This window comes from Paenibacillus contaminans (assembly GCF_003285015.1).
Classification (GTDB): domain Bacteria; phylum Bacillota; class Bacilli; order Paenibacillales; family NBRC-103111; genus Paenibacillus_V; species Paenibacillus_V contaminans.
The window spans coordinates 61,116-83,105 of record NZ_QMFB01000037.1; the positions used below are offsets into that span (position 1 = coordinate 61,116).

Annotated in this window: 23 protein-coding genes and 1 pseudogene; 20 read left to right on the forward strand and 4 right to left on the reverse strand. The window is 43.7% G+C overall.

The features are described 5' to 3' along the window. The first annotated feature begins 59 nt into the window (after positions 1-59). From gap to DQG23_RS36260, 6 genes are all read left to right on the forward strand, one after another. Positions 60-1,067, forward strand: a complete 1,008-nt coding sequence (gene gap / locus DQG23_RS36235) for a type I glyceraldehyde-3-phosphate dehydrogenase (RefSeq protein WP_113035931.1) — start codon at positions 60-62, stop codon at positions 1,065-1,067. A 460-nt stretch (positions 1,068-1,527) separates the two neighbouring features. Then, a complete protein-coding gene (locus tag DQG23_RS36240; protein WP_238178206.1) occupies positions 1,528-2,073 on the forward strand; it encodes an RNA polymerase sigma factor in 546 nt (181 codons plus the stop codon). Beyond that, complete coding sequence (locus tag DQG23_RS36245) at positions 2,060-3,097, forward strand: LolA-like protein (protein ID WP_113035932.1); 1,038 nt, start codon at positions 2,060-2,062, stop codon at positions 3,095-3,097. Before DQG23_RS36240 ends, DQG23_RS36245 begins: the two co-directional genes overlap by 14 nt. Before the next feature lie 326 nt (positions 3,098-3,423). Further along, on the forward strand, positions 3,424-3,897 hold the full coding sequence (locus DQG23_RS36250; protein ID WP_113035933.1) for a DUF2975 domain-containing protein: 474 nt from the start codon (positions 3,424-3,426) through the stop codon (positions 3,895-3,897). Next, entirely contained in the window at positions 3,894-4,097 is a 204-nt protein-coding gene (locus tag DQG23_RS36255) for a helix-turn-helix domain-containing protein (protein WP_113035934.1), read from the forward strand. The genes DQG23_RS36250 and DQG23_RS36255 overlap by 4 nt, the downstream gene beginning before the upstream one ends. Positions 4,098-4,554: 457 nt before the next feature. Then, positions 4,555-5,004 carry an NUDIX hydrolase gene (locus tag DQG23_RS36260; protein WP_113035935.1) on the forward strand — a complete coding sequence of 150 codons (450 nt, stop codon included), beginning with the start codon at positions 4,555-4,557 and terminating at the stop codon, positions 5,002-5,004. A 186-nt stretch (positions 5,005-5,190) separates the two neighbouring features. Here DQG23_RS36260 and DQG23_RS36265 read toward each other — a convergent pair whose 3' ends face one another. Then, entirely contained in the window at positions 5,191-5,556 is a 366-nt protein-coding gene (locus tag DQG23_RS36265) for a winged helix-turn-helix transcriptional regulator (RefSeq protein ID WP_113035936.1), read from the reverse strand. Positions 5,557-5,692: 136 nt separating this feature from the next. Here DQG23_RS36265 and DQG23_RS36270 point away from each other — a divergent pair, with 136 nt between their 5' ends. Then, a complete protein-coding gene (locus DQG23_RS36270) occupies positions 5,693-6,421 on the forward strand; it encodes an NAD(P)-dependent oxidoreductase (RefSeq protein ID WP_113035937.1) in 729 nt (242 codons plus the stop codon). 17 nt (positions 6,422-6,438) lie between these two features. Next, positions 6,439-6,897: a DUF2269 family protein gene (locus tag DQG23_RS36275; protein ID WP_420330272.1), complete on the forward strand. Its 459-nt coding sequence runs from the start codon at positions 6,439-6,441 to the stop codon at positions 6,895-6,897. Between the two features lie 1,023 nt (positions 6,898-7,920). Here DQG23_RS36275 and DQG23_RS36285 read toward each other — a convergent pair. Beyond that, positions 7,921-8,721 carry a CPBP family intramembrane glutamic endopeptidase gene (locus DQG23_RS36285; RefSeq protein WP_113035939.1) on the reverse strand — a complete coding sequence of 267 codons (801 nt, stop codon included), beginning with the start codon at positions 8,719-8,721 and terminating at the stop codon, positions 7,921-7,923. A gap of 303 nt (positions 8,722-9,024) precedes the next feature. After that, positions 9,025-9,867: an NAD-dependent epimerase/dehydratase family protein gene (locus DQG23_RS36290; protein ID WP_113035940.1), complete on the reverse strand. Its 843-nt coding sequence runs from the start codon at positions 9,865-9,867 to the stop codon at positions 9,025-9,027. 119 nt (positions 9,868-9,986) lie between these two features. Between DQG23_RS36290 and DQG23_RS36295 the strand changes: the two genes are divergently transcribed. The 12 genes and pseudogenes from DQG23_RS36295 (at position 9,987) to DQG23_RS36345 (ending at position 21,148) form a co-directional block, all read left to right on the forward strand. Further along, positions 9,987-10,847 carry a helix-turn-helix transcriptional regulator gene (locus DQG23_RS36295; RefSeq protein WP_113035941.1) on the forward strand — a complete coding sequence of 287 codons (861 nt, stop codon included), beginning with the start codon at positions 9,987-9,989 and terminating at the stop codon, positions 10,845-10,847. Between the two features lie 298 nt (positions 10,848-11,145). Further along, positions 11,146-11,766: a hypothetical protein gene (locus DQG23_RS36300; protein WP_113035942.1), complete on the forward strand. Its 621-nt coding sequence runs from the start codon at positions 11,146-11,148 to the stop codon at positions 11,764-11,766. A 153-nt stretch (positions 11,767-11,919) separates the two neighbouring features. Then, complete coding sequence (locus DQG23_RS36305; RefSeq protein WP_113035943.1) at positions 11,920-12,267, forward strand: hypothetical protein; 348 nt, start codon at positions 11,920-11,922, stop codon at positions 12,265-12,267. 139 nt (positions 12,268-12,406) lie between these two features. Then, the gene (locus tag DQG23_RS36310) at positions 12,407-12,670 is read left to right on the forward strand and encodes a hypothetical protein (RefSeq protein ID WP_113035944.1); all 264 of its coding nucleotides are present in this window, start codon (positions 12,407-12,409) and stop codon (positions 12,668-12,670) included. Between the two features lie 393 nt (positions 12,671-13,063). Next, the gene (locus DQG23_RS36315) at positions 13,064-14,206 is read left to right on the forward strand and encodes a hypothetical protein (protein ID WP_113035945.1); all 1,143 of its coding nucleotides are present in this window, start codon (positions 13,064-13,066) and stop codon (positions 14,204-14,206) included. Positions 14,207-15,419: 1,213 nt separating this feature from the next. Further along, positions 15,420-16,031: a hypothetical protein gene (locus DQG23_RS41970; RefSeq protein WP_146762451.1), complete on the forward strand. Its 612-nt coding sequence runs from the start codon at positions 15,420-15,422 to the stop codon at positions 16,029-16,031. 364 nt (positions 16,032-16,395) lie between these two features. Continuing rightward, positions 16,396-16,572 carry a hypothetical protein gene (locus tag DQG23_RS42680; protein ID WP_192894682.1) on the forward strand — a complete coding sequence of 59 codons (177 nt, stop codon included), beginning with the start codon at positions 16,396-16,398 and terminating at the stop codon, positions 16,570-16,572. 444 nt (positions 16,573-17,016) lie between these two features. Further along, positions 17,017-17,535, forward strand: a pseudogene (locus tag DQG23_RS43905) (tyrosine-type recombinase/integrase). 471 nt (positions 17,536-18,006) lie between these two features. Continuing rightward, positions 18,007-18,777 carry a nucleotidyltransferase domain-containing protein gene (locus DQG23_RS36335; protein WP_113035948.1) on the forward strand — a complete coding sequence of 257 codons (771 nt, stop codon included), beginning with the start codon at positions 18,007-18,009 and terminating at the stop codon, positions 18,775-18,777. A gap of 376 nt (positions 18,778-19,153) precedes the next feature. After that, positions 19,154-19,336 (forward strand): hypothetical protein, encoded by a 183-nt coding sequence (locus DQG23_RS43290; protein ID WP_238178207.1) that lies wholly within the window; start codon positions 19,154-19,156, stop codon positions 19,334-19,336. A gap of 154 nt (positions 19,337-19,490) precedes the next feature. After that, complete coding sequence (locus tag DQG23_RS43295; RefSeq protein ID WP_238178208.1) at positions 19,491-19,727, forward strand: hypothetical protein; 237 nt, start codon at positions 19,491-19,493, stop codon at positions 19,725-19,727. A 656-nt stretch (positions 19,728-20,383) separates the two neighbouring features. After that, on the forward strand, positions 20,384-21,148 hold the full coding sequence (locus DQG23_RS36345) for a class I SAM-dependent methyltransferase (RefSeq protein WP_113035949.1): 765 nt from the start codon (positions 20,384-20,386) through the stop codon (positions 21,146-21,148). Positions 21,149-21,700: 552 nt separating this feature from the next. Here the strand turns inward: DQG23_RS36345 and DQG23_RS43300 are convergent. Further along, positions 21,701-21,990 (reverse strand): hypothetical protein (locus DQG23_RS43300; protein ID WP_238178209.1); only part of this gene is annotated, 290 nt, incomplete at its 5' end.

Below are 21,990 nucleotides of genomic sequence, written 5' to 3' on the forward strand. Positions count from 1 at the left end.
GTACCATAAAGATTCGAGCGATATACTAGCAACAAAGACAATGAAAGGTGGTTAATATTATGGCAATCAACATTTCGATAAATGGTTTCGGCAGAATTGGCAGGCTTGCCTTTCGGCAGCTTTTTGGTGCAGAAGGATATCGGATTGTCGCCATCAATGACCTGACAAGTCCGAAGATGCTTGCGCATTTGCTAAAGCACGACACAACGCAGCGACGTTATGAAGAAAAGATTGGTTACAGCGATAACAGCTTGATCGTGAACGGCGTGGATATTCCGATTTATGATGAAAAAGACCCCAGCAAACTACCGTGGAAACAATTGCAAGTTGATGTGGTTCTGGAGTGTACAGGCTTTTTCGCATCAAAAAAAGCGTCGGTAGCGCATATTGACGCGGGTGCAAAAAAAGTGGTTATCTCAACCACCGCTGGGAAAGATGTTCCCACCATCGTATATGGTGTTAATGAAAAAACGCTAACGAAAGAAGACACTATTGTTTCGTCCGCGTCCTGCACTACCAACTGCCTGGCTCCAATGGCCTATTACTTGAACGAGCTTGCGCCGATAAAAAAAGGATTTATGACAACGATACACGCTTATACAAACGACCAGAATACCCTTGATGGCCCACACGCCAAAGGCGACTTGAGACGGGCACGCTCTGCGGCCGGCAACATCATCCCAACGTCAACCGGGGCAGCAAAAGCAATAGGGCTCGTCATCCCGTCCTTGGATGGCAAACTGGATGGTACGTCCCAAAGAGTGCCGGTTATGGCCGGCTCACTAACAGAATTGACAGCAGTTGTGAGCGGTTCCGTGACCGCGGAACAGGTCAACGAGAAGATGAAGCAATCCCAATCGGATCAATACGGGTATACAGAAGAAGAGCTTGTTTCGTCCGATATTATCGGCATGACTTACGGTGGTTTGTTCGATGCTACCCAAACAAAGGTATCGGAGCTAGGAACAGATACCCTGGTGAAAATAGCGGCATGGTATGATAACGAAAACTCCTTTACCAGCCAAATGATCCGCACCGCCAAATATCTCGCGGAAATGGGAGGGTAAGCGAACGATAACACCGTGTTCAATTATAACTATAATAAAACAAGCCGAAGTTTGAGGTTGACGGACTTTTCGGCTTGTTTTGTATGTTTAGAACAAACATCTCACCATGGAAAGATGTCGGATGACAAGAATATAGTCCGATTTGTGACAAGAATATAGTTCGATTGCCCATAATTTTGATAAATGTAGGTTGTATAATTTTAGGATGATCGCTAAACTAACGGGCAGCATAGTTGAAAGATATCGCGAATACGAGCAAGGAGTATTTCATTACTAATAGATGAAATAAAGAATTCAAAAAACTATAACTTTGGTGGGATTAGAAGGCTGCGAATCCAATGTGATCCGCAGCTTTTCTAATGTAAAGGAGAATAACCAACAAATTGCAAACAGACGATGTCATCGATAAACTGAAACTTTTTCTAATCAGAGTTGTCTATTTGGTAGAGGTGAACTAAATTTGGAAGAAGGATACTTGCGGTACATAAACCAATTAGACTACAGCAATTATCGGCGTATTGTGGAACGATATTGGAAGGACGTGTGGAATTACGCTTTTTTTATCACTAAGCATTATGAGTGGTGCGATGATATCGCGCAGGATGTTTTTTTTCAGGCATATAAACATCTCTCAACGTTTCGCGGTCAATCTACTGTGAAGACATGGTTGTTAAAAATCACACGAAATATTTCTTTTAATTATAAAAAAGCCGCTTTTTTTAAAAAGGTTACCTTGATCGGTTTAGTTGCGCCGAATCAGACATCCCCATCCGCTGAGGAGCAGTTTTTCAAGAACGATCTAAGTGATCAGATTTGGGAACGGGTATTGCATCTGAAACCGGTTTGGCGCGAAGTTTTGATATTGGATGCCGCCTATCAGCTCTCCACGAAAGAGATCGCGCATTTGTTGGGTATCGGCGAGGGTGCAGTAAAATCTCGAATCCATCGAGCGCGGCTGAAAATGTCGAAAATGTTAAAGGAGGAAGCAGATTATGAAACCGAATGAATACCCTTGGTATGACCGATTAAAAGATGGTCCGTTCGGTCGAGAACGAAAACCGACAGAACGGCAGTTGTTGGAAATCGAAAAGAGAATTGCAAGCCGTTCAGGCGGTCGGAGACGAAGACCAGCGTTTTTACCGATTGCTGCGTGCGTAATCATATTGGCAACGGGAGTAGGGTTGTTCACCGTACATAAACAGTATGGAAAGTTCGAAATAGGTAAATCTGATGGCAGAAGCATCGTTTCCGGACACGGTTCTAGACCTCTCGAAGTTACCAGGCAGCCATCATCGCATAATAAGTACCCATCTTATTCCACCATTGAGGATAGAATGCTCAATTCCATCGATAACTTTAATACCGTAAAAGGTTCGTACAGGCAGTTCGAACACGGTGTTACGCAAGAAGTCGAATTCGAAATTGCGGAGGGAGATTCGCCTGGAAGCTACGTGAGGGTAAAAAAAACTGATTCTTCCGAATATACCGAGTGGGTCAGTGACGGACAATATGTTCTACAGCTCGACTCGCAGAAGAAAGAGTATATAAGGCATTTATCCGGCGGGCCCCCAGTTAAACCGGAAGGTCCGCGTTATTACAAAGACGAAAGGGGGAATAACAATTGGGTGGGTCGAGGTGATCCGGCACGTACGTCAGTTGCTAAGGAAGTGATTCTGCCGTCCAACTTTACCTTTTGGATGATTGATGCGGATACGCTGCAACCTACCTACTCGATAACTGGAACTGAGACGTTTTTGGGGCGAAATGCCGTTATTCTTGAAGGAGCGTTGGGGGACTATATTGGTAGTAAATTTAAGGCGACAGGATACAAGTATTGGATCGATTCAGAAACGGGCATTCTCTTGAAACTGCAGCTGACAGACGACCAGAATCAAATCCCTTTCAGTATAGAAATGCAATCCATCGAAATAGATATAGGGGTGGATCGGACAAAGTTTTCGACAGAGGAACCTGTCGGCTGGGAAGATAAGTCATCGGGAAGAGGGGCTGTACAAATTGATGGATCATAACTATCTCAGGTTATAGTGCAATAGTACAATGAACAGTAACTGATCGCATCCATTACACTAACGGGTACGTTTGCTCAAACATGGCTGCCGGCAATCGGTAGCCTTTCGCTTAAGTAACGGGCAGATTAGTTTAATTATTTTCGCGAATAACTTCAATTAGTGGGTTCATTAATATGTCCGTATCTCGGATCAAATTTGAAGGAGAAACAAATAAGCCGTATGGCTTCTTCTTTATAAATAACTTGTTGGGCTAAAACGAAGGAATCAATATATTTTTATTGTAAAACGATAAATGAAGTGATAAGATCAAAAATGAGGTGAAATAGATGAAAAAAGAGACGCTCTTTTTAAAAGTTGTTCTGGTTGTTATGGCAATTCCTGCATTAGTGATGTGTTTTTATGGACTCCCTGCGATGGCGTATAGTATGATGCCGGATTTCCCGGATATTAAAGTTTATCTTTCCGCTTTGGCTGCGTATGCGGCGTCTATTGCATATTCATTTACGCTACTTCAGGCATTTAAGCTTCTCAGGTACATCGATACAAATACCGCTTTTTCGCAAACCTCTGTTTTAGCGCTTAAGAAAATAAAGCGAGCGGCAGTTGTCGTATCACTCATGTTTGCATGTAATCTCCCGCTTTTCTACTTTGTCGCTGACGGCGCAGACGCACCAGGCGTCATGGTCATCGGGCTATTTATAACCTGTGCGCCAGTTGTAATCGCAGTATTTGCCGCAGTTCTTGAGAAACTGCTCAAAAACGCGATCGAGCTCAAAGAAGAACAGGAGTTGACCGTATGATAGTGGTTAACATTGACGTTATGCTTGCAAAGCGGAAAATGAGCGTTACTGAGCTATCGGAGAAAGTCGGCATTACAATGGCGAACCTGTCGATACTTAAAAACGGAAAAGCGAAAGCCATTCGAATCTCAACACTCGAAGCGATCTGCAAAGCACTCGATTGCCAGCCTGGAGATATTCTCGAGTATCGGCAGGATTGAATAAAATAAAAAAAACCGCCGTACGTCGCAGATGTAAGTAATGATGAAGAGTTCGAAAGCTATATCAATCCTAACGACTACATACCCTTCGCCTTTGAGGTTAACGGCAATATGAAACTATACCATAAGAATAACTCATCAATAATAATGCTTGCTCATGACCATTGTTTTGAGCACATTACACCTCTTGATGGTTATCCAGAATATACAATATACAGAATTAATGATTGTCCAAACTTGTTGCTTGGGTTGAAGAAGTTGCTAAGCAAGAACTAAGTAGATTGATAACACAATGAATGATTAAGCTAACCGGGTACGATAGCACAATAAATACATGACGGCAGCCGGTGAAATGGCTGCCGTTTTCTCAACTAACTGGCAGGATTATATGGTATTGGTCTGGAATTATTTATACTTATATGATATGATATGACGTTTTATTAATTGGAGGGTATATATGCTGAAACCTTTAGTTGGAGTATTTCCTACTGATAAGCGAATTGCGGGTATTCACAGCATACCCATAACAGATGACGGGTCACTTATAATGGTTTGGGATAAAAACGAAAAAAATCTTACTACGGTTGGCGGTAGAATAGAAAATAACGAGGACCTAGAATCTGCACTTGATCGTGAGACAATCGAAGAAGCTGGTCTTATTTTAAAGCCATATAGGATGCCTATTGCATCGTGGTATTGGGAAAGTACGGATACATATACTGTTTTCGTTTTAGCTAAAGTTAAGGAGTATGTAGAAATGCCAGAAGGCTTTGAGACAACTGGACGTGTAATCATGAATATTGAAACCGCACGCCAGATAATTTTAAAGATCGAAGGAGAAGGGTTACGTAAAGAACTTCTTGATATCGTTGAGACTGTTTACGCTCAGTTCGTGTCACTTCACTAACGGGTACGATAGTTGAACAAAAAAAGCAAAGGCCACCGAGGAATTTTAGATCGGGGCCTTTTAGCATCAAGCATCCTGGATTTATTTTAGCGGGATAGTAAAGCAAGTATGACTTAACTCATAAAATTGTTTTGCCAGAACCAAATGATTGTCAAAAACTTAATCATTTATGTTAAATCTACAGTCCTACGGATTTGCGGTTACCCAGGCAGCCCGCTTCAAGCTTGGCTCATTATGATTTTCGCCCCACTTGCACATGACTTCCAAAACCGGGATCAGCGTCTTTCCATAATCACTTAGCGCGTATTCCACTTTAGGAGGGACGGAAGGATAAATCGTACGTGTCACCAACCTGTCATTTTCCAGTTCCCGAAGATGCTGCGTCAGCATCTTCTGGGTTACCTCGGGAATAAGCTTCTCCAGCTCGCTGAACCTCTTGGTGGAGTCCAACAAATGCCATAAGATCAAAGGCTTCCATTTGCCGCCTACTACTTGAATCACCGTCTCGATAGGGCATTTCCTTTCCTCCCCGGCCTCCGCGCGGACAAACATGATATCCCTCCTGCCTATGCTTACTTTAAAGTGAGCACCCTACATTAAAGTGGGTTCTTAACAAGATTTTAGAACGATGCTAAGCTTGAGTCAATTCAGAGATGTTGAGAACCATATTTAGAAGGAGGAAAGGTCGATGAAAATCATTGTTTTCGGGGCAACGGGAAATACGGGAAGAAGAGTGCTGACTCAAGGGGTTAAGATTGGACACGAAATGACCGCATTTGTGCGAAGTCCTGAGAAGCTTTATGAACAGCAAGGCGAGGATACCGCACAGCATGTGAAGGTGATTGTGCGGGATATCATGGACCCGGTAAGCGTCTACGAGGCGCTCTCGCATCAAGACGTAGCTATTATTGCAGCCGGCCATGCAGGCCAGGGAGAAGAGTTCGTTCGTATCGTCGATAACATTGTAAGCCAATGTGAAACCCACCCCAGCTTCTCTGGACGGGTATGGTTAATGGGAGGCGCCGGCCTGCTAGATATTCCATATACCGATCTCATTTGTAACAATTTACCTGGCTTCCCGCCCATGTATAAAAATCACAACCGGAATCTTGAACGGCTACGGCAGACTCAGCTCGATTGGTCCGTTATGTGCCCGGGAACGATGGTTAATTCGATTGAACTTCCGGCGCCGGTTCGTTTGCATATGACATCGGAAACCTTGCCCGTGTCAATTCCGGAAACGATAAAGGAATTTTCCGAGGCCGATATTGCCGGTTACTTGTTCAGCCGGCTTCAAGAGCTGGATGTCGCTTATGAGGATGTTGCGAATTGCATGCTGAACCATATCGAGCTTTCAGGGCCATTTAAAAGGAAAAGGGTCGGTCTCGCCTACCGAAGCGATATTTCGGTGCGCTGAGGAGAGGGAAGGAGATGATAGGTTTGTTAGGATTGCTTCTCGTTTTGCATATATTGGCTACGATTGCCGTAATCGGTCCCGCTTTCGTGGTGCCCGTAATTCGAAGATCCGCCAAAACCGCCGGCCAACTGCTCTTTGCTTTCAGTATAACGACCAAGCTTGCCATACTGCCTAAAATTGGCGGAGCCGTACTTATTATTACCGGTATTTGGCTTATGATCATAACCAAAATGGGTTTATCCCAAATGTGGCTGAATCTATCCATCCTTTTAACGCTGCTCATGGTCGTGACGATCGGCGGATTGATCGAGCCGCGTATGAAAAAGATCATGCAGATCGTATCTGAAAGTCAAGGCCAAGAGGATGAAGTTCCTGCCGAGTTCACACGGGCGATGAAAAAGATCGCGCCGCTCGAGTCGACGGCACAGCTGCTGATGCTCGCCATAACAGTACTTATGGTCGTTAAGCCATTTTAAATAGCCATCAAGCGATTTCGACAACCGACCCGCAGGGGATCAGTCGGACGCCTTGCTCGAACTGGAACGAAGGAAACCCGCATCATTTGTCTTTGCGTTACCGGATTACAAGAGTTGAATACACTTATTCTACGGAGCTGCCGCGGAACGACGCTGACAGCTCCACTAAGCTTTCGTGTACATTAGCTCAATAGATACATGACGGCAGCCGGCTAGAACAATCGGCTGCCGTTTCTCAACTAACGGGCAGCAAACTTAAAAAGGAAATCTATAATAACTACACGAATTTCTAATAGTACCAAATATTGAAAATAGGAGTTACAACATGAAAACCTATAGCTTAACACAGAGTGACCATGAACTTATTTCAATGGCACTAGATGTATTAGAACGAAACTTTGACGACGGGGTTTATAACCACACAGTAGGTGGGGCTATCCGCTGCAAAAATGGCAAGGTGTACCTTGGTGTCAATTGGGTACGATAGTTCAGAATTAACCCCCTAATGATAAGGTGGTTTTTCTTTTGNTGACGGTATCCATGGCTCCTGTGCGGAGTATATTGCTATCGGAGCAGCTATCACAGCAGGTGAGCGTGATTTTGATACAATTGTGGCCACTCATGATAAAGCACATAATTGTCTAGTCCCTCCATGTGGAAACTGCAGACAAATGCTCCTTAAATATTGCCCCGAAATTAAGGTGATCTTGAACGATGAGAAAGGAAATTCTGTCAAAGTTGATGTGAAAGATTTGTTGCCTTTAGCATATAAACGAATAATTGTGAGTGATTAGGTTTCAATCCAAATCTTATACATAAGTCGACTGAACTACTATGAAAGAACGGATTAACTTTCACTCTCTGTGGTGCTGCGCTTTGTGCAGCATGGATNGGTACGATAGTTCAGAATTAACCCCCTAATGATAAGGTGGTTTTTCTTTTGGTCTGAAATCAAAAAGTTGTAACCCTTGGTAAACCCGGTAAACCCCACGCTAAATAAAATAGGTAGTCAAAAAGATTACATTACCTTGCTTTTGGTTTTCTCCAGTAAAAAAGGGTGCTAAAGATAAGATACAGCCCCATGACTGTTGCAAGCACTATAAGGGTGAATTCCGACATGTTCTCCATGGAATCGAGCCAACCGATTTTTTTCATGCCAAACAGACTGATGTTAAACACAATCCCAATCAGCATAGCGGACCATATGGATGAAAAGCGTGCATAGACGTATCCGTAAATGAATCCTAACACTACTCCCAGAAGCTGCATCGCAATTCCTCCCGGTTGCAACGCCGCAATAATCAGGGCGATGACCAGAATTGGCCAGAATACGGGCACATGTTTCCGGGCTTCGTTAAACATGATTCCGATGAACAGGATCAACTCAAGTGAAGTGGTGAGCACGGAGGAAACGATTAAGTAAGGGAAAGGAACAGAGTTGTAATATTCCTCTGTGAATTCATTGAACGTTGTGATGTTGTAGTAGAGAAGTAGTTTCATGGTGGCAGCATTTAATAAAGTGAACGCCAGCCCGATTGTGATCATGTGAACTGAAAAGCTCGGACTGATCGGCGAGAAGCCGCAAAGTCTCCAAAAGCTTCCCGGTGTCTGTTTCAAAAGCCGGTATTTAATGGTGTAAACAATGGCGGAAAGAGCGATCGTAATTACAAGTACCATGAATACCTGGATCGGGATGTTCGTTCCTTTTCCGAACTGCCCCCATCCTAAGACAGGATCAATGACGGTATTATAGAGGAAGATCACTAAAATGATGACTGCCAAATAGAGCAAGTAATTTCCCATCATCGATAAATATCTCTTCATAAGAATCACCGCCTCTCAATTTCGAAAAATAAACTAAGTCATCCCTATTCAGAATATTCCTTAACCATGAACAATATAATACCGCCCTGGAAGGGTTCGCCAAAATCATTTTTAATTTAAGGAAAAATACAAAATTGTTAAGCTAACGGGTACGATAGTGGAGGAGCTTGCAGCGATGCAGCTCCTCTTGTTCATTGAAGTAACGGGCAGAGTAGTTTAATGTGAGAGAACAGAATCAAAATTAACAGCAATATTTGTGAATAATTAACCCCCGAAAATACTCGGGGGTTACCGTCAGTTGCATTATATAGCTCCAGCATCTCTTGCCGTATAGAACGACGGGAAAATTGGACGATAATGTAATTCGTCTCTTATACGCGTTGTATCGACGATCATGTCCCATGGATTAAAATCCTGCTGCTGCGCTTCCGAGGAAATTTGGTTGTCATGAAGCTTGAACAACTCTGCTACGGAGATCGGTGCATCGTCGGCAACATTATAGATTCGACCATCTATACCTGGTGCGGAAGCAGCAACCAGCAGCGCCTGACTTACATCCGCATGGTGCACCATATGGAGTCGTTTGGCAGGATTCCATTTACTCATGAACGGTAGAAATTCCTTGATATGGGGATCACGCTCACCATAAACAAAAGCAAATCGTAAAATGCGCAGTCCCAATCCTTGATCGCGATGAAGCCTCAGCAGCGCATCCTCAGCAGCAGCTTTGGTTTGAGGATATGGCAAAACCGGTCTTAATTCGTCATCTTCACGACTTGGTCTCGAAAGATTTCCTGTACCGTATACCAAATTGGTGCTGGTAAAAACAAATCTTGGCACATCCGCCTTCAAGGCAGCGTGAGCTAATGCTATACTGGCATCGATGTTTGACATTCTGGCAGTGTTCTCGTCTACACCGCGGAACTGCGCAGCCAAGTGTAATACGACATCTGTATCCCGGAGAGCGTCATCCAAACTGTCCGTCTGCAAAAGATCGCCTTCTAAAACTTCAGCCCCTTGTTGGCGAAACCACTCCGTTTTTCCAGCGTCCCGAACCAAAAGTTTGACATGATGACCATGTTGTAACAAACGCGGAACAAAGCGGCTTCCTATTTTGCCTGTTGCTCCTGTTACGAAAACGTTCATTTTAAAAATCCCTCCTGAGTTCTTCAGATTCTATAATGACAGTATGACAGAATGCACAAGTGGCTTCCTTCCTGTGTTTGTCGTATGATTGGCAGTGTCAGGATAAGGAGGAGTAGTCAATGGAAGGTATCTCTTCTAGCATATCGTTAGGTGAATTTTTGCGTTCGCGTCGGGAACGGCTTCCTCCAGAGGAAGTCGGGTTATCATCCTATGGACGACGTCGTACGCCCGGACTTCGAAGGGAAGAACTAGCCCAGCTTGCTCATATTGGAACATCCTGGTATACCTCTTTGGAACAGGGCAGAAATATCAATCCTTCAGAGGATGTATTAAATAATATAGCAAAAGCGCTGCGTTTGACTGAGGATGAACGTTGCCATCTCCATCTACTGGCAAGGCCGATAAAACAGGCAAAAGTAGATGAACAAAAACTGAATGTCGGTTTGGAGCGAACGGTTATGGCTCTTGAACCGAATCCTGCATTCATAATGGGAAGAAGTTGGGATTTGTTGCTGTGGAACCAAGCAGCAGAGATTGTGTTAGGATTGCCGGTATTCTCATATGATTTGCAACAGAAACCCAATTGGTTGAGGCGTTTTTTAATGGATACCTCACTTAAATCGAAAAATATGGATTGGGAAGCCAAAGCGCAGGTCATGATTGCACGCTTTCGTGCAGATTACGCACATTTTCCTAATGATGCGAGGTTTAAGGAGCTTATTGAGGAGTTTATGCAGATTAGCGAGCTATTCCGTGAGAAATGGCCGCGGCATGACGTTCAGGTTGTTACAGATTGCCACAAACGTTGGTCCGACCCTCGGATCGGAGGGATGGAATTTGAACATGTAACCTTGCAGCCGCCGACCGATCCAGAGCTGAAGATCATGATTTATACCGCTTCAAAGGATACGGCTGCCCGTTTGCAAAGCTTTATGGGCACCCAGACTTATAGGAACAGTTCGGAAAACCGAATTATTTAGAAAAGCTAGTTTATTGCGCTAACGGGTACGAGAGCACAATAGGTGATTCAATAGGCTGCCGGCGATCGGCGGCCTATTGAAGTAACGGGCAGTTTTCTTGAAAAATGTGGTACAATCCAATTAGGATAATAACAAGCGGAAATGGATTTCCAGAAGTTGTAATATGCGGAACTGGAGCTTATAGCGGAGGGCGTTGACTGGGTTGGGGCCTCCGTTCGAGTTTTTGGACGGTTTGCCTGACATTTGAGGCATCACAATGGTCAGCGATTCACGAATTTTCCGGGACGGAGGAACAACAGTGGCCGATAGCGTAATTGAATCAGTTCTTGACGATCCAAGCGAAGAACGCGTCTGGGCGCTCCTTCGCGACGAAACCCGCGTGTTTTGGGTGGGCTGGAGACAAAGCGATGGAACCATCATCGACGCCTGCGAGGCGGTTCTACGAACAGGCAACCTCGTGGGGGAATATGTCGAAAGCGAACAAGATGGCGGCTACCGTATTTTCATTCGGGCCGGGGATCGAAGGAGTGAGATTCCGCTGAGTTATTCGTTGAGGGATCGCCATATTACCATGTGCGCGTTGAATAGCTTTCTATCACCGGATTACGAAATCCGACTGTGCCTTGCTTCGACGATTGGTGACACGCTGGCGTTCATCCCATTATCTTCCACGCAGTGGCGCGACCTTGAGAAGCGCTTTCCGGAAACGCTGAGCAGACTGTTCTACGTGCTGACGGAGACGCCGAACGTCTTTACCGACCGATTCCCACCGCCAATCACATGGCAAGAACTCGCAAACGATCCGTCATCAAAGCTAGCTGCCATCAAGCTTTATCAAACACAGCATGGCGTTGGAATGAGCGCAGCCAAACAGGCTATAGACGCGTATCTTGCCGCTTCCCTCTCGCGAGAATCCTGACATTTGAGGCGAGGCATCGCAAAAGTCAGAGATCCATGCGATGCGAAATCCGGGAATTTTGCAATGGGTAGAAATTCTAAATTAGGGAGACGGATATGGCCAAAAGCATAGATACAGACGTATCTGCATTGATAATTTTTAGTGGGCTGCATCATGGATAGCTGCCAAGAGAATGCGGTCAAACAACTGGTTCGAGAGTTTGTCCAACTTATTTGTCGAAATGATGTTTCGGCACTTTCGGACAAATTTGGTATCGATACACAAGTCTTTGAGGAAATTATCGAGGCTCTTGGTCGCTACGGTATTTCGGCCAGTGAACTGCAACCCCCAGACTTTGACAAGAGTCAGGTAAGCGATGTTTTTCAGATGGATGACCCAAAATTGCTCGGCGTCGAAGTGAATTTATGGGCTAAAGGGAAGCATCAGGAACCAATACTTCATGCAGAAGTAAATTTCGCAACAAAACAGCCTGTTTTCCATTTTCGATATATTGGTAGTTGAGAGCAGCTCCTCTTCAGATTCTAAGACAATGTTGTCGTAAAAATCCTGACTTTGCGTCGTTGCAAAAATCAGCGATTTGCGAAGCCTCAATCTCCTCCCCCTAGAAGGGGTGTGAATAAATCCGAGAGATTACTCGACATTGATTGGTGATGCCATGAACGACACAAAAGTTATAGAATTAGCGCTGGCTTCAGGATTGAAGTTAGTATCTGCAATTAATGAAGGAGATTCATGCTTTCTGGAGCAGGAATACGGAATCTCAAAAAAGATGTGTGGCGAGATTTTGTCTTACATCGAAAAAGTCGCAACATCCAATACGCGCACGTTAGTGGCCGTTCCAGGTCTTAATCCAGATGAATTTTTTCTAAAAACCGAAGCCGGAGAGACGGGAAATTCCAATTAGAGGAACGTTAGTATTTACAAATCTGATGATTCAGATGGTCCGCCGTTTTATGAGGTCGAATTCCCTGTATATATCGGTGAATGCCCGCAGATTAATACAATAATATTCGACATTTCTCTTGATGAAGAGAGGGTGAAAACTGAATACTCTCTGATGGAAGTTATTTGAATTTCCGCTCGATGCGGTATGAATTACAGGATCGTGCGATCCCCGGTGGAAAGACAGATCTTCGGCTCTCTCCGCTCAGAGAGCATATAGTGCGGTGAGTGGACCTATACTTGATGTGAAGCAACGACTAAATACAGGTTGAAGCGTCCCCGTTGATTCGAGTCAGTCAGAAGTAGGGTTTTGCCGTGTAGCGATATCTGGAAATTGGAGGCTTGAGAGGCGTATATGGCTAAGAGCATTGATATAGGTGTAGCAGAGTCGATAAGACTACAGCTCGACAGAGAATTAGAGATCGGCAGCGCAGAGGTTGGCAACGCGGTGAGCATTGCCGAAGATCAGGTTGAGAACCTGCTGTTCCTTCATCCAATGGCGTTCGCCGATGGTAGCCTTTCTATCCGTTCTGCGATCACGTTCCGGTCGAAACTTCCGTCAGGCCGCACGGGGGCACTTTTTCAGATTGATATTGGCAATGAGGGTTTCAACGCGTTCAATCTGTCCGATCATCTCCCAACTCGTACCGACGCTGCGACCGCCAGCAGCGCGTACATCTCAGTCCCGATGTTTGACGAGGTACTGTATGTCGGCGGGACGGATAGCGCCTTCCTGCTTTCGCGTGGGGCTAATCCCGTCGTTCGGAAGGTTGAAATAGAGCAACGCGTTGGCGACGCTCCAAAAGCCCGACTACGGCCAAGCCGCTACGCGCATCCCGTCTCGACGGATGGTTCGGTTGCCATGCCATTGGAAGATGCAGCTCATGCCAAGTATCTTGCTGTCCTGACGGTCGATCAGGCGGGGCTTACTGCACGTTGGAGCGCCTTTGCAGACGACGCGGTGCGACCCATCGTTATTGATAGAAAGTCCCCGCCGGCGATGCTTTTGGCGAGTGAGCTGCCTCAGCTTGTCAGTACGGATTTTGCGCAGTCGCAGGAAGCACCATATTGCAGCCCCCTTATCTATGAGGCACTGGTTCTTGAAGGGCGCATCTTCGTCTACACGCAAGGATACTCAAATTCGCCGAAGCACGGTGATCCCTATGGCGCAATTGCTGAAATCGGCGCGAGTGGGGGCGTGAAGGCCCTGCCTTTCATGTTGGATTTTTCAAGCATCGGCGATGGCAAGAAACGTGGCTTGATAGGGCGTTTCACGTCTTCAGGCCGGTATTGCCTTCTCAGCCCGGTCTATAAGGCTTTTGATATTTGGAAAGGCCGCCAGAAGCTCTTTGATATGGAGCGTGGCAAGTTGGTGAATATTGTTCTGCCGCGCGGTTACACGAAGTACGATATTCTCGATCACGCAGGCGGACACTTTTGGGCTGAATTGAGAGATCCGGGAAAGCCTCATCGCTTGGCGCGCTTGCGCCTTGCGTAAAATTGGTCTTCATTTGGTTGAGACTATGTTGCGGAAGTCTTGCAGCCCGCTAAATTAACAGATTTGGGATATTTGCGCATGCGTCGAAAGAGAGAAACGGTATGTCAATGAGAAGCAGGCCAAACTGGTTGTCGGCAATATCGACGAGCATTTTTCGAGCCAGGACATATCGCTGACGCTGCTTTCGGAACGATTTGCCTGCTCCGGCTTGTATGTCTCGCGGCTCATCAAGGAGTATGCCCAATCTCAAGCGGATTGAGAAAGCGAAATCACTGCTTTAAGCACGGACATGATTGTGAACGGCGTGCAGCAACTGGATTAAAGTGTAAAGGTCGAATATAAACTGGTAGGATTGTATCTCAGCAAGAAATTAAATATGTATTTAATTGAATATCTCCAGCTTTTTATCCAATAGCGGAAAGGAGACAAAAAAAAGACTCGTAAGGGAGTCGATTCATAAGAATGAACTTACTGAAGAAGAAAGAATAGAATTAGAAAAAAGAACAAAATGTGTTGCATTGCGGGATTCATTTGCTAAACCGATGTATATTGAATTTCTTTCAGAACCACCAACTAGATTTATCTTTAAGAAAAAGCTATTCAAAGATCCATATGTAGCATTCAGAAAACTAGTTATTACAATTGATGAACCTGGTTGGAAGACATTTGATATGGGATAAAACATTCGAGACATATTGCATTAAACTAAAGGGTGCAAGAGTTGAATAATCGAGTAAGAGGGGGCGACTAACCCCCGTCTTCTCACACCACCGTACATGCGGGTCCGCATACGGCGGTTCCAAAAGGGTAACGAAGCTCCAAATACCCTCCCCAGATAAGTACGTCATCTGTCTGCCCGCGACCACTGGGGTTTACAGTATTAGCTCTTGGCGGCTTAGGATTTCGTTGTGTGTTGGCAACTCATCCGACTAATCCTGCCTCAAACCCAGTTCGTATACCTTGGCCCGTGCATTTGCCTCCGGCTTCCTTCAGATTCCGCCTCGAAACGGACACCCTTGCCCTTGGCTACGGTAGGCGCTCGCCAGCCCCCGTTCGGGACTTTCACACTAAAGATGACGCCCATGCTGGGCGTACAACATGAAGGCAGCCGGCCACAATGACCGGCTGCCTTTGTTCACCTAACGGGAAGAAGAGTTGAACTACAAAGGTCAAGATAAAGTGTATACTTGGAAGAAAAAAGGGCTTCTTTTGTATGAAAAAATTTCCGATTGTCTTTTGCATGTTCCTTATTACTGTTACATTTACGGGATGTACCCTAAATAAACTTCTCTCGACTTCTACGACGGCCTCAAGTTCCTCCATAGCAGCCTCCAAACCCAATGAAAGTTCCGAACCTTCTCCGATAGCTTTAACACCTACACCAACAACTACAACGATTTCAACACCAACAACGACTTCAACGATTAACAAAACAGATGAAGACCAAATTTTCTATGGTGAATGGATAGTTCAAAAAGTCCTTCCTAACGATGGGATTAGCACACTTGATCAGGAAGATATTAAAGCAATGATTGGCAAACATATTATATATTCTCTCACTTATGTTAGTTACGATAATCAGGTTCAAGTTGAGAAGCCAATTTACAAGGTAAAGACAATATCTGAAAAAGAGTATGATCGTAGAAGTTTTAAGGAACTTGGAATTATAGAACAGACTTTTCAAGAGGTTGTTGTATTCGATCAAACGAACAAATACTGGTTGCCAGAAAAAAGAACATTAGGTGCGGCTTTCATTGTTAAAGATAGAGACACTTTAATCGTAGGGAAAAATGCAATTGACTTTGTGTTAATCAGAGCAAAGTAGGGAGTTCTGTCATTTGACCTTGGGAAAATTCAGCTAACGAAGAACGATAGCTCAATAAATACATGACGGCAGCCGGCCACAGAACGATCGGCTGCCGTTTCTCAACTTGCAGGATAGTTACGGCATGCAAAGAGCCAGCGACTTTTACAAAGCAATAGGGTATGATGAATCCGCAACGTACTTTTAAAAAACGTTATCTTATGAAAATGGCTAAGCTAACGGAGAAGAGAGCTGAATAAAGATACACGAAGGCAGCCATCCAGAGCGATCGGCTGCCTTTGCTCAACTAACTGGCAGTTAAACATATTTCCTAATTGTGGTAAAATAAAAAGGAAGAGGTTTATTTTGTTCTGGAGGAATTAGTATGTCGGATGAGATAAGTAAAGAAATATTGGAAGAGCTAAAGAAAATTAACGAAAAACTTGACAGTCTAAATGAGCCCAAAGGGTTGTCAACGCCTATGAAGATTGTTGCACTTTTTTTTGGATTCATAGTGATTGGTCCCCTTATCGCATTACTATTATCTCGTTTGTTCCGCTAACGGGTACGCTAGTGGCGAGAACATTATTTTGACAAGGAAAGATTAAACCCTCCCAAACAAAGCGAAGCTAAAGATAATAAGCCATTGGGAGGGTTACTTTTATGAAATTGATGGATCTGTGGATGTTGTATGAGGCTGATAAGCGTATCTTGGGATTTAGCCCGCACCTTGAAAGCATACTCCCTTCAGTTAAATGTTCTGATCCGAGAAATCGGCAACCTTGAAATCGAAGAAGTCACCCTAACTTTGCTGAGGGATTATCTGGCGAAACAGTCAGAGCGATTANACCCTAACTTTGCTGAGGGATTATCTGGCGAAACAGTCAGAGCGATTAAAGCCAAGTAGCTTAGGGCATCGTATTCGTTTCGTCAGATCCCTTTTTCGATTTACAATCGAGGAAGCGCACTCACTAAGAATCCAACTTTAAAACTGAGAGAACCAAAGATGGAAAAACGAATCCCAAAGTTTTTAATACCTGTGATTCCCCTAGAGAGCAAGCATGTACTCTTAGAATTCCTAAATTGTACTGGTTGCCGTGTCGGTGAGGTTCACATATTAAATGTTGAAGACATCAACTGGGAAAACTGCTCCGCTATTGTGAATGGGAAAGGCTCTAAACAAAGAGAAGTTTATTTTTCGGCGTGTTAGGTCTGGTTAAAGAGATACCTTGAGGAGCGCATGGATTCTTGTAAAGCCCTAGTTGTGACGGTAACTCACCCTGTTCGACGAATGACAACTCCAACAATACGCTTTTCGTTAAAAAAGCTCGCAACTCGTGGAGAGGTTACTGTAAACGTGCACCCTCATCGGTTCCGTCATACCTATGCCTGTCACTTGCTTGATAACGGTGCACCGTTGGATTTTATTCAGGGGATGCTAGGCCATGAGAAAGCATCTACTACTCAGATCTATGCCCAGTTACGCGGAGAACGACGAAGGGAATTGTATAGGCGTTATTTTTAGGGACCGTAAAGCCCTTCTCAGGCAGATGATTCGATTCACGGCTTCAGCCTTTGTCGATGCCCTTAGAAGTTGTCAGGGATCCATATTCTTTATTGTACTGCTCGATAAAGCATTGCATTTCAGTTCGAATTTGCTGTTGTGAAATATCAGCAGGAGCTGGCACTATCAGTGTACCAAAATGGCGAGAACCAACAGTTTACACGAATTTGTTGTCCAGATTTACTGACAACATTGAAATGTCTTGGCTTAAGCATCACGTCCTTTACCAAAGTATAAATGAACACGCTTCTGGGCTTCAAGGGTACCAAATTCCTTACATCCCCTACCTGTTGGCAAATGCCGAGTGCAGCATGGATGGCTAACGGGCAGGATAGTTGAATGATTTCGCGAATAACTTAAGTCATGACGAATTTACGAAGTTCGCAAAAAAGACTTTAGCCGAAAGAAGTTCTTAGTTTAGGAGGAGTCTATATGATATTAGAAAAAGTTATAAATAGAATTGTAATACAAAGTGAATATAAGGATTTTGTTGATAAGTATATAGATAATATACTTACCGAATTTAAAGATAAGATTCATAGCATTTATATGTGTGGCTCGATTCCAAAAGGAACTGCTAAACCTTTTAAGTCAGATGCAGACTTTACTATTGTATGTGTAAATCCCAAAGATATTGATTACGAAAGATTGTCAAATATTAAAGACAGGCTTTTGGAAGAATATCCAGTATTAACTAAGATTGATACGATAATTTGCTCGATTGACGATGTATTAAGTAAACCAAATGAGTGGGGTTTTTGGGTAAAGATAATTTGTGTTTGCATATATGGTCATGACGTTGGTGAAAAAGTACCACCGATAATTATTTCTCCAGAGTTCATTTTAGACTTAAATACAGAGACCAAGGAGGAAGTAGATCGTATACAAAGTTTACTTTCTAATGCTAGTGATAACACAATGAAAACTAGATATATTAAAGGTTACTCTAAGAGATTAATTCGTGCATTATACTCTTTGGTTTTAGAAGATACAGGTGTATGGCAAGATGACATTATTAAGATGAAGAATGCCATATTAAACTATTGTGAGATTGACTCCGCTTTAGTTGATTATCTGTATGCTTGTTACTTGGATAGTAATAATGTACTTGTTGAAGAGTTTCTGGGAATTGCAGATGAAGTATATAGCTATTTTGAGAACGCGTTAAATGCAATGGCTGCTTCCAGAACTTCCTTCGACTAACACCATATTGACGCTTCGGGTCACTCTGAGAAGCGAGTGACCACCTCCAGCCCCCTAAGCCCGTCGGGACGTCACTGCGTTAGGTGTTCGGCAAGCCTCACAACTATAAGCAGCGACTCTAATTAAAACATAAAAATGGGGGTAAAATTAGATCAACTTGCTTGCTTAAAGCAGGCATTTAAAATAACTGAATACGGAAAATAAGTGCAACAATGCGATTAAGCTAACGGGTACGATAGTGAAATGATTATGATTGGAGCAGGCGCCTCGGCGACCTGCTCCAATTCATTAAAGCAACAAAAGGTATTTGCATTATTATGGCGAACTAATCAAGCAATTTACAAAACATGGAATTCCGGTTGAGGGGGAGAGAATGTTGAGTCCAATAAGAATCGATCACCCAGAGAATCATGGACTTCCTGCTGTGGCGCTATCGCGTTTTTTTGACATGATCGAGAAAAATAATTTGCTGGTGAACAGCTTTATGCTGCTTCAGGAAGGCCGGATAACCGCGCGGATGTGGCGTGCACCTTATCGGCCGGAGTCATTATTCGTATAACACGCCTGCCACTTATATGATATCGGCTATTATACGGCAAGCGAATGGTCAACATTTAATCGACTTCCTGATGCCCCGGCTGTTCAAGCCGCTCGGAATCGATCGCCCGATATGGGAAACATGCCCTATGGGCATTGCAGTTGGAGGCATGGGGTTGAGCCTGACAACCGAGGACGTGGCCAAGTTCGGTCAAATGCTGCTGGACAAGGGCAGGGTTGACGGCAAAACCATTGTTTCCGAAGCTTACGTGGATATGGCTACCGGGAACAAAGCGATAATCGCCAAGGAGCAAATGAAATCGATTCCGCACATGGTTACGGCTATCAAATTCATTTATGTCGCAGAGGCTGCTTCAGGGGCGCCGGTGCATTCGGACAGCTTTGCTTTGTAGCTCCCAACCAACGTATCGTTATTGCGGCAACGGCGGCTTTTAGCAAAGGGCAGAGCCAGGCATTACTCGATTTGATTTACGAGAATATAATCGATGAGTTGAATGGAAACGATAACGTTCGATCAAACTCGTCTGACTGTGTTAATCTCCAGCAGCGACTTGCAAATATGGTATATCCACTCCCAGTAGCCCACCCGATCCCGGGTGACTTACCTGATCTGGACGGTCGTTGGTACAGGTTAGAGGACAATCCGGAGAAGCTTTATAAGCTTGGTTTCGCCCGTTCAGGGGAACAGTTGGAGGTTTGGTTATATTACGAAGAACGCGAGCAGCGTGTACTCGTATTTGATTATTGGACCGACCCTGGTACATATAAACGATATGTTTGTGAAAGATTTGGCGATACACCGGCAAGAAGCCGTCACACACGACATCTGGCTCGATAGCACGACGTTGAAACTAACCTTGTTTTATATTGAAACCCCGTACTGCGTGAATAACACGATACAATTCAAAACCGGTAGCATCGATCTTTACTTCCGCCAAAATGTTTCTATGACTTCTATGGACTACTGCGTTTCAGGACTTCTAATAGAAGCACAATCAAGGTTCTAAATGATGGAGTTAAACATAAAACATGGAGGGAACAACAAATTATGTTGTTAAATAATGTTGAATCATATGAAGGTATTCTAGCGGAAACTTACGATATGCGAACGGGTAGCGCGTCCGATGATAGTGAGTTTTTCAAAAAAATGATTATAGAAGTTCCAGGAGCTGCATTGGAGCTTGGATGTGGTACTGGAAGATTATTGTTGCCCTATTTGGACGCTGGTCTTGATGTTGATGGTGTTGATTGTTCTAAAGACATGTTGGATATATGCAGAGCTAAGGCTGAGAAAAATGCGCAGTCTCCAGTTCTGTATAATCAATACATGCAAAATCTTGATATACCTAAAAAGTATATGACCATTTATATACCAGCGGCTTCATTTATACTCTTATCAGAAAGAGAAGACGCAATGAATGCTTTAAAGAGTATATATGCGCATCTTGAACAAGGTGGACAGACCTTAATCCCTCTGTTTATACCAAAAGATCTGTTCATAAATAAAGGTGATGAATGGGCACCTGGTTTTAAGGGTAAAAGAAGCGACGGTTCGGATATAGTAGTAAGTTCAAAATCAAACTTTAATTTCCTTGAACAGATACAAACTAAGATAGAGCGATATGAAATTTTTAAAAATGGCATCATAATTGATACTCAGTATAGTACAACTAAAATGCGATGGTTTTTTAAGTATGAGTTTATCATGATGCTTGAGAAGGTAGGATTTAGAGATGTTTCTGTTTATGGTGGCTATTCTTTCCAAGAAGTAAATGAAGATCAAAACTTTATGATTATTAGGGCAAGAAAGTGAGAGTAATACAAGTATGTTGTGATAATCACAAAGGCTGCCAAATGGCAGACTTTGTTGCGGAATACCAGTTAAAAGCTTTCAATATTGCGCGTATTTACTGGTATTGCTAAACTAACGCGTACGATAGTTCAATACCTCCATCATGAAGCTGCCAAGGAGCGATCCCGGTAGCTTCATTAGACTAAAAGGCAGGATAATACATTACTTTGTGGAATATTTTCCCACATAGTTTGATACAAGTCCGCATGAATCATATAAATCGGAGGAATCACAATGAAACTACAAGTGGAAGGTGTGTCAGAGTTAGTATTACAAGTTCATTCAATGGAAAGAGCCGTTGATTTTTGGTCTAATAAATTTGGTCTAATAAATTTGGTCTAATAAATTTGGTCTAATAAATTAGGCTTTCAGATTGTAGACCAATGGAGTTATAAAAATGGGCAATTTGATACAAGTGGAGTAGGGGAGATTTATGCAACGTGGTTATACTTTGGAGGAAATACTCGGTTAGGGCTATGGCTTCCAAGAGATTTTTCAGAAAAACAATTGGAATTAATAACAAGTAATGGATATTGATGTCTTGGTTTTTTCTAAAGTAAATCTTGAGGCTAGTAATATAGCGTTTCCACAGAGTTGGGCGTCTCTAAAGCCTACCTTTATAACCATTCGGATATTCGCGAACGAATAGAAACGCTGCGCAAACAGCAAGAAGGCATGTCCTCTGCTAAACAAACGAGGAATGACTGAAACAAGCAAGGGGAGAGTTCGGGACATAAAGGAAAGACCGGCTAAACCGAACGTTTCGCCGTTGTAACCGATGGAGGAGGCAGACAATTCATGGG

Coding starts and splice junctions, on each gene's coding strand:
- DQG23_RS36245 (WP_113035932.1), top strand. CDS start 2,060: ATGAAACCGAATGAATACCCTTGGTATGACCGATTAAAAGATGGTCCG.
- DQG23_RS36255 (WP_113035934.1), top strand. CDS start 3,894: ATGATAGTGGTTAACATTGACGTTATGCTTGCAAAGCGGAAAATGAGC.
- DQG23_RS36290 (WP_113035940.1), bottom strand. CDS start 9,867: ATGAACGTTTTCGTAACAGGAGCAACAGGCAAAATAGGAAGCCGCTTT.
- DQG23_RS41970 (WP_146762451.1), top strand. CDS start 15,420: ATGAAAAAATTTCCGATTGTCTTTTGCATGTTCCTTATTACTGTTACA.
- DQG23_RS42680 (WP_192894682.1), top strand. CDS start 16,396: ATGTCGGATGAGATAAGTAAAGAAATATTGGAAGAGCTAAAGAAAATT.
- DQG23_RS36285 (WP_113035939.1), bottom strand. CDS start 8,721: ATGAAGAGATATTTATCGATGATGGGAAATTACTTGCTCTATTTGGCA.
- gap (WP_113035931.1), top strand. CDS start 60: ATGGCAATCAACATTTCGATAAATGGTTTCGGCAGAATTGGCAGGCTT.
- DQG23_RS36250 (WP_113035933.1), top strand. CDS start 3,424: ATGAAAAAAGAGACGCTCTTTTTAAAAGTTGTTCTGGTTGTTATGGCA.
- DQG23_RS36295 (WP_113035941.1), top strand. CDS start 9,987: ATGGAAGGTATCTCTTCTAGCATATCGTTAGGTGAATTTTTGCGTTCG.
- DQG23_RS36305 (WP_113035943.1), top strand. CDS start 11,920: ATGGATAGCTGCCAAGAGAATGCGGTCAAACAACTGGTTCGAGAGTTT.
- DQG23_RS36265 (WP_113035936.1), bottom strand. CDS start 5,556: ATGTTTGTCCGCGCGGAGGCCGGGGAGGAAAGGAAATGCCCTATCGAG.
- DQG23_RS36315 (WP_113035945.1), top strand. CDS start 13,064: ATGGCTAAGAGCATTGATATAGGTGTAGCAGAGTCGATAAGACTACAG.
- DQG23_RS36335 (WP_113035948.1), top strand. CDS start 18,007: ATGATATTAGAAAAAGTTATAAATAGAATTGTAATACAAAGTGAATAT.
- DQG23_RS36345 (WP_113035949.1), top strand. CDS start 20,384: ATGTTGTTAAATAATGTTGAATCATATGAAGGTATTCTAGCGGAAACT.
- DQG23_RS36270 (WP_113035937.1), top strand. CDS start 5,693: ATGAAAATCATTGTTTTCGGGGCAACGGGAAATACGGGAAGAAGAGTG.
- DQG23_RS36260 (WP_113035935.1), top strand. CDS start 4,555: ATGCTGAAACCTTTAGTTGGAGTATTTCCTACTGATAAGCGAATTGCG.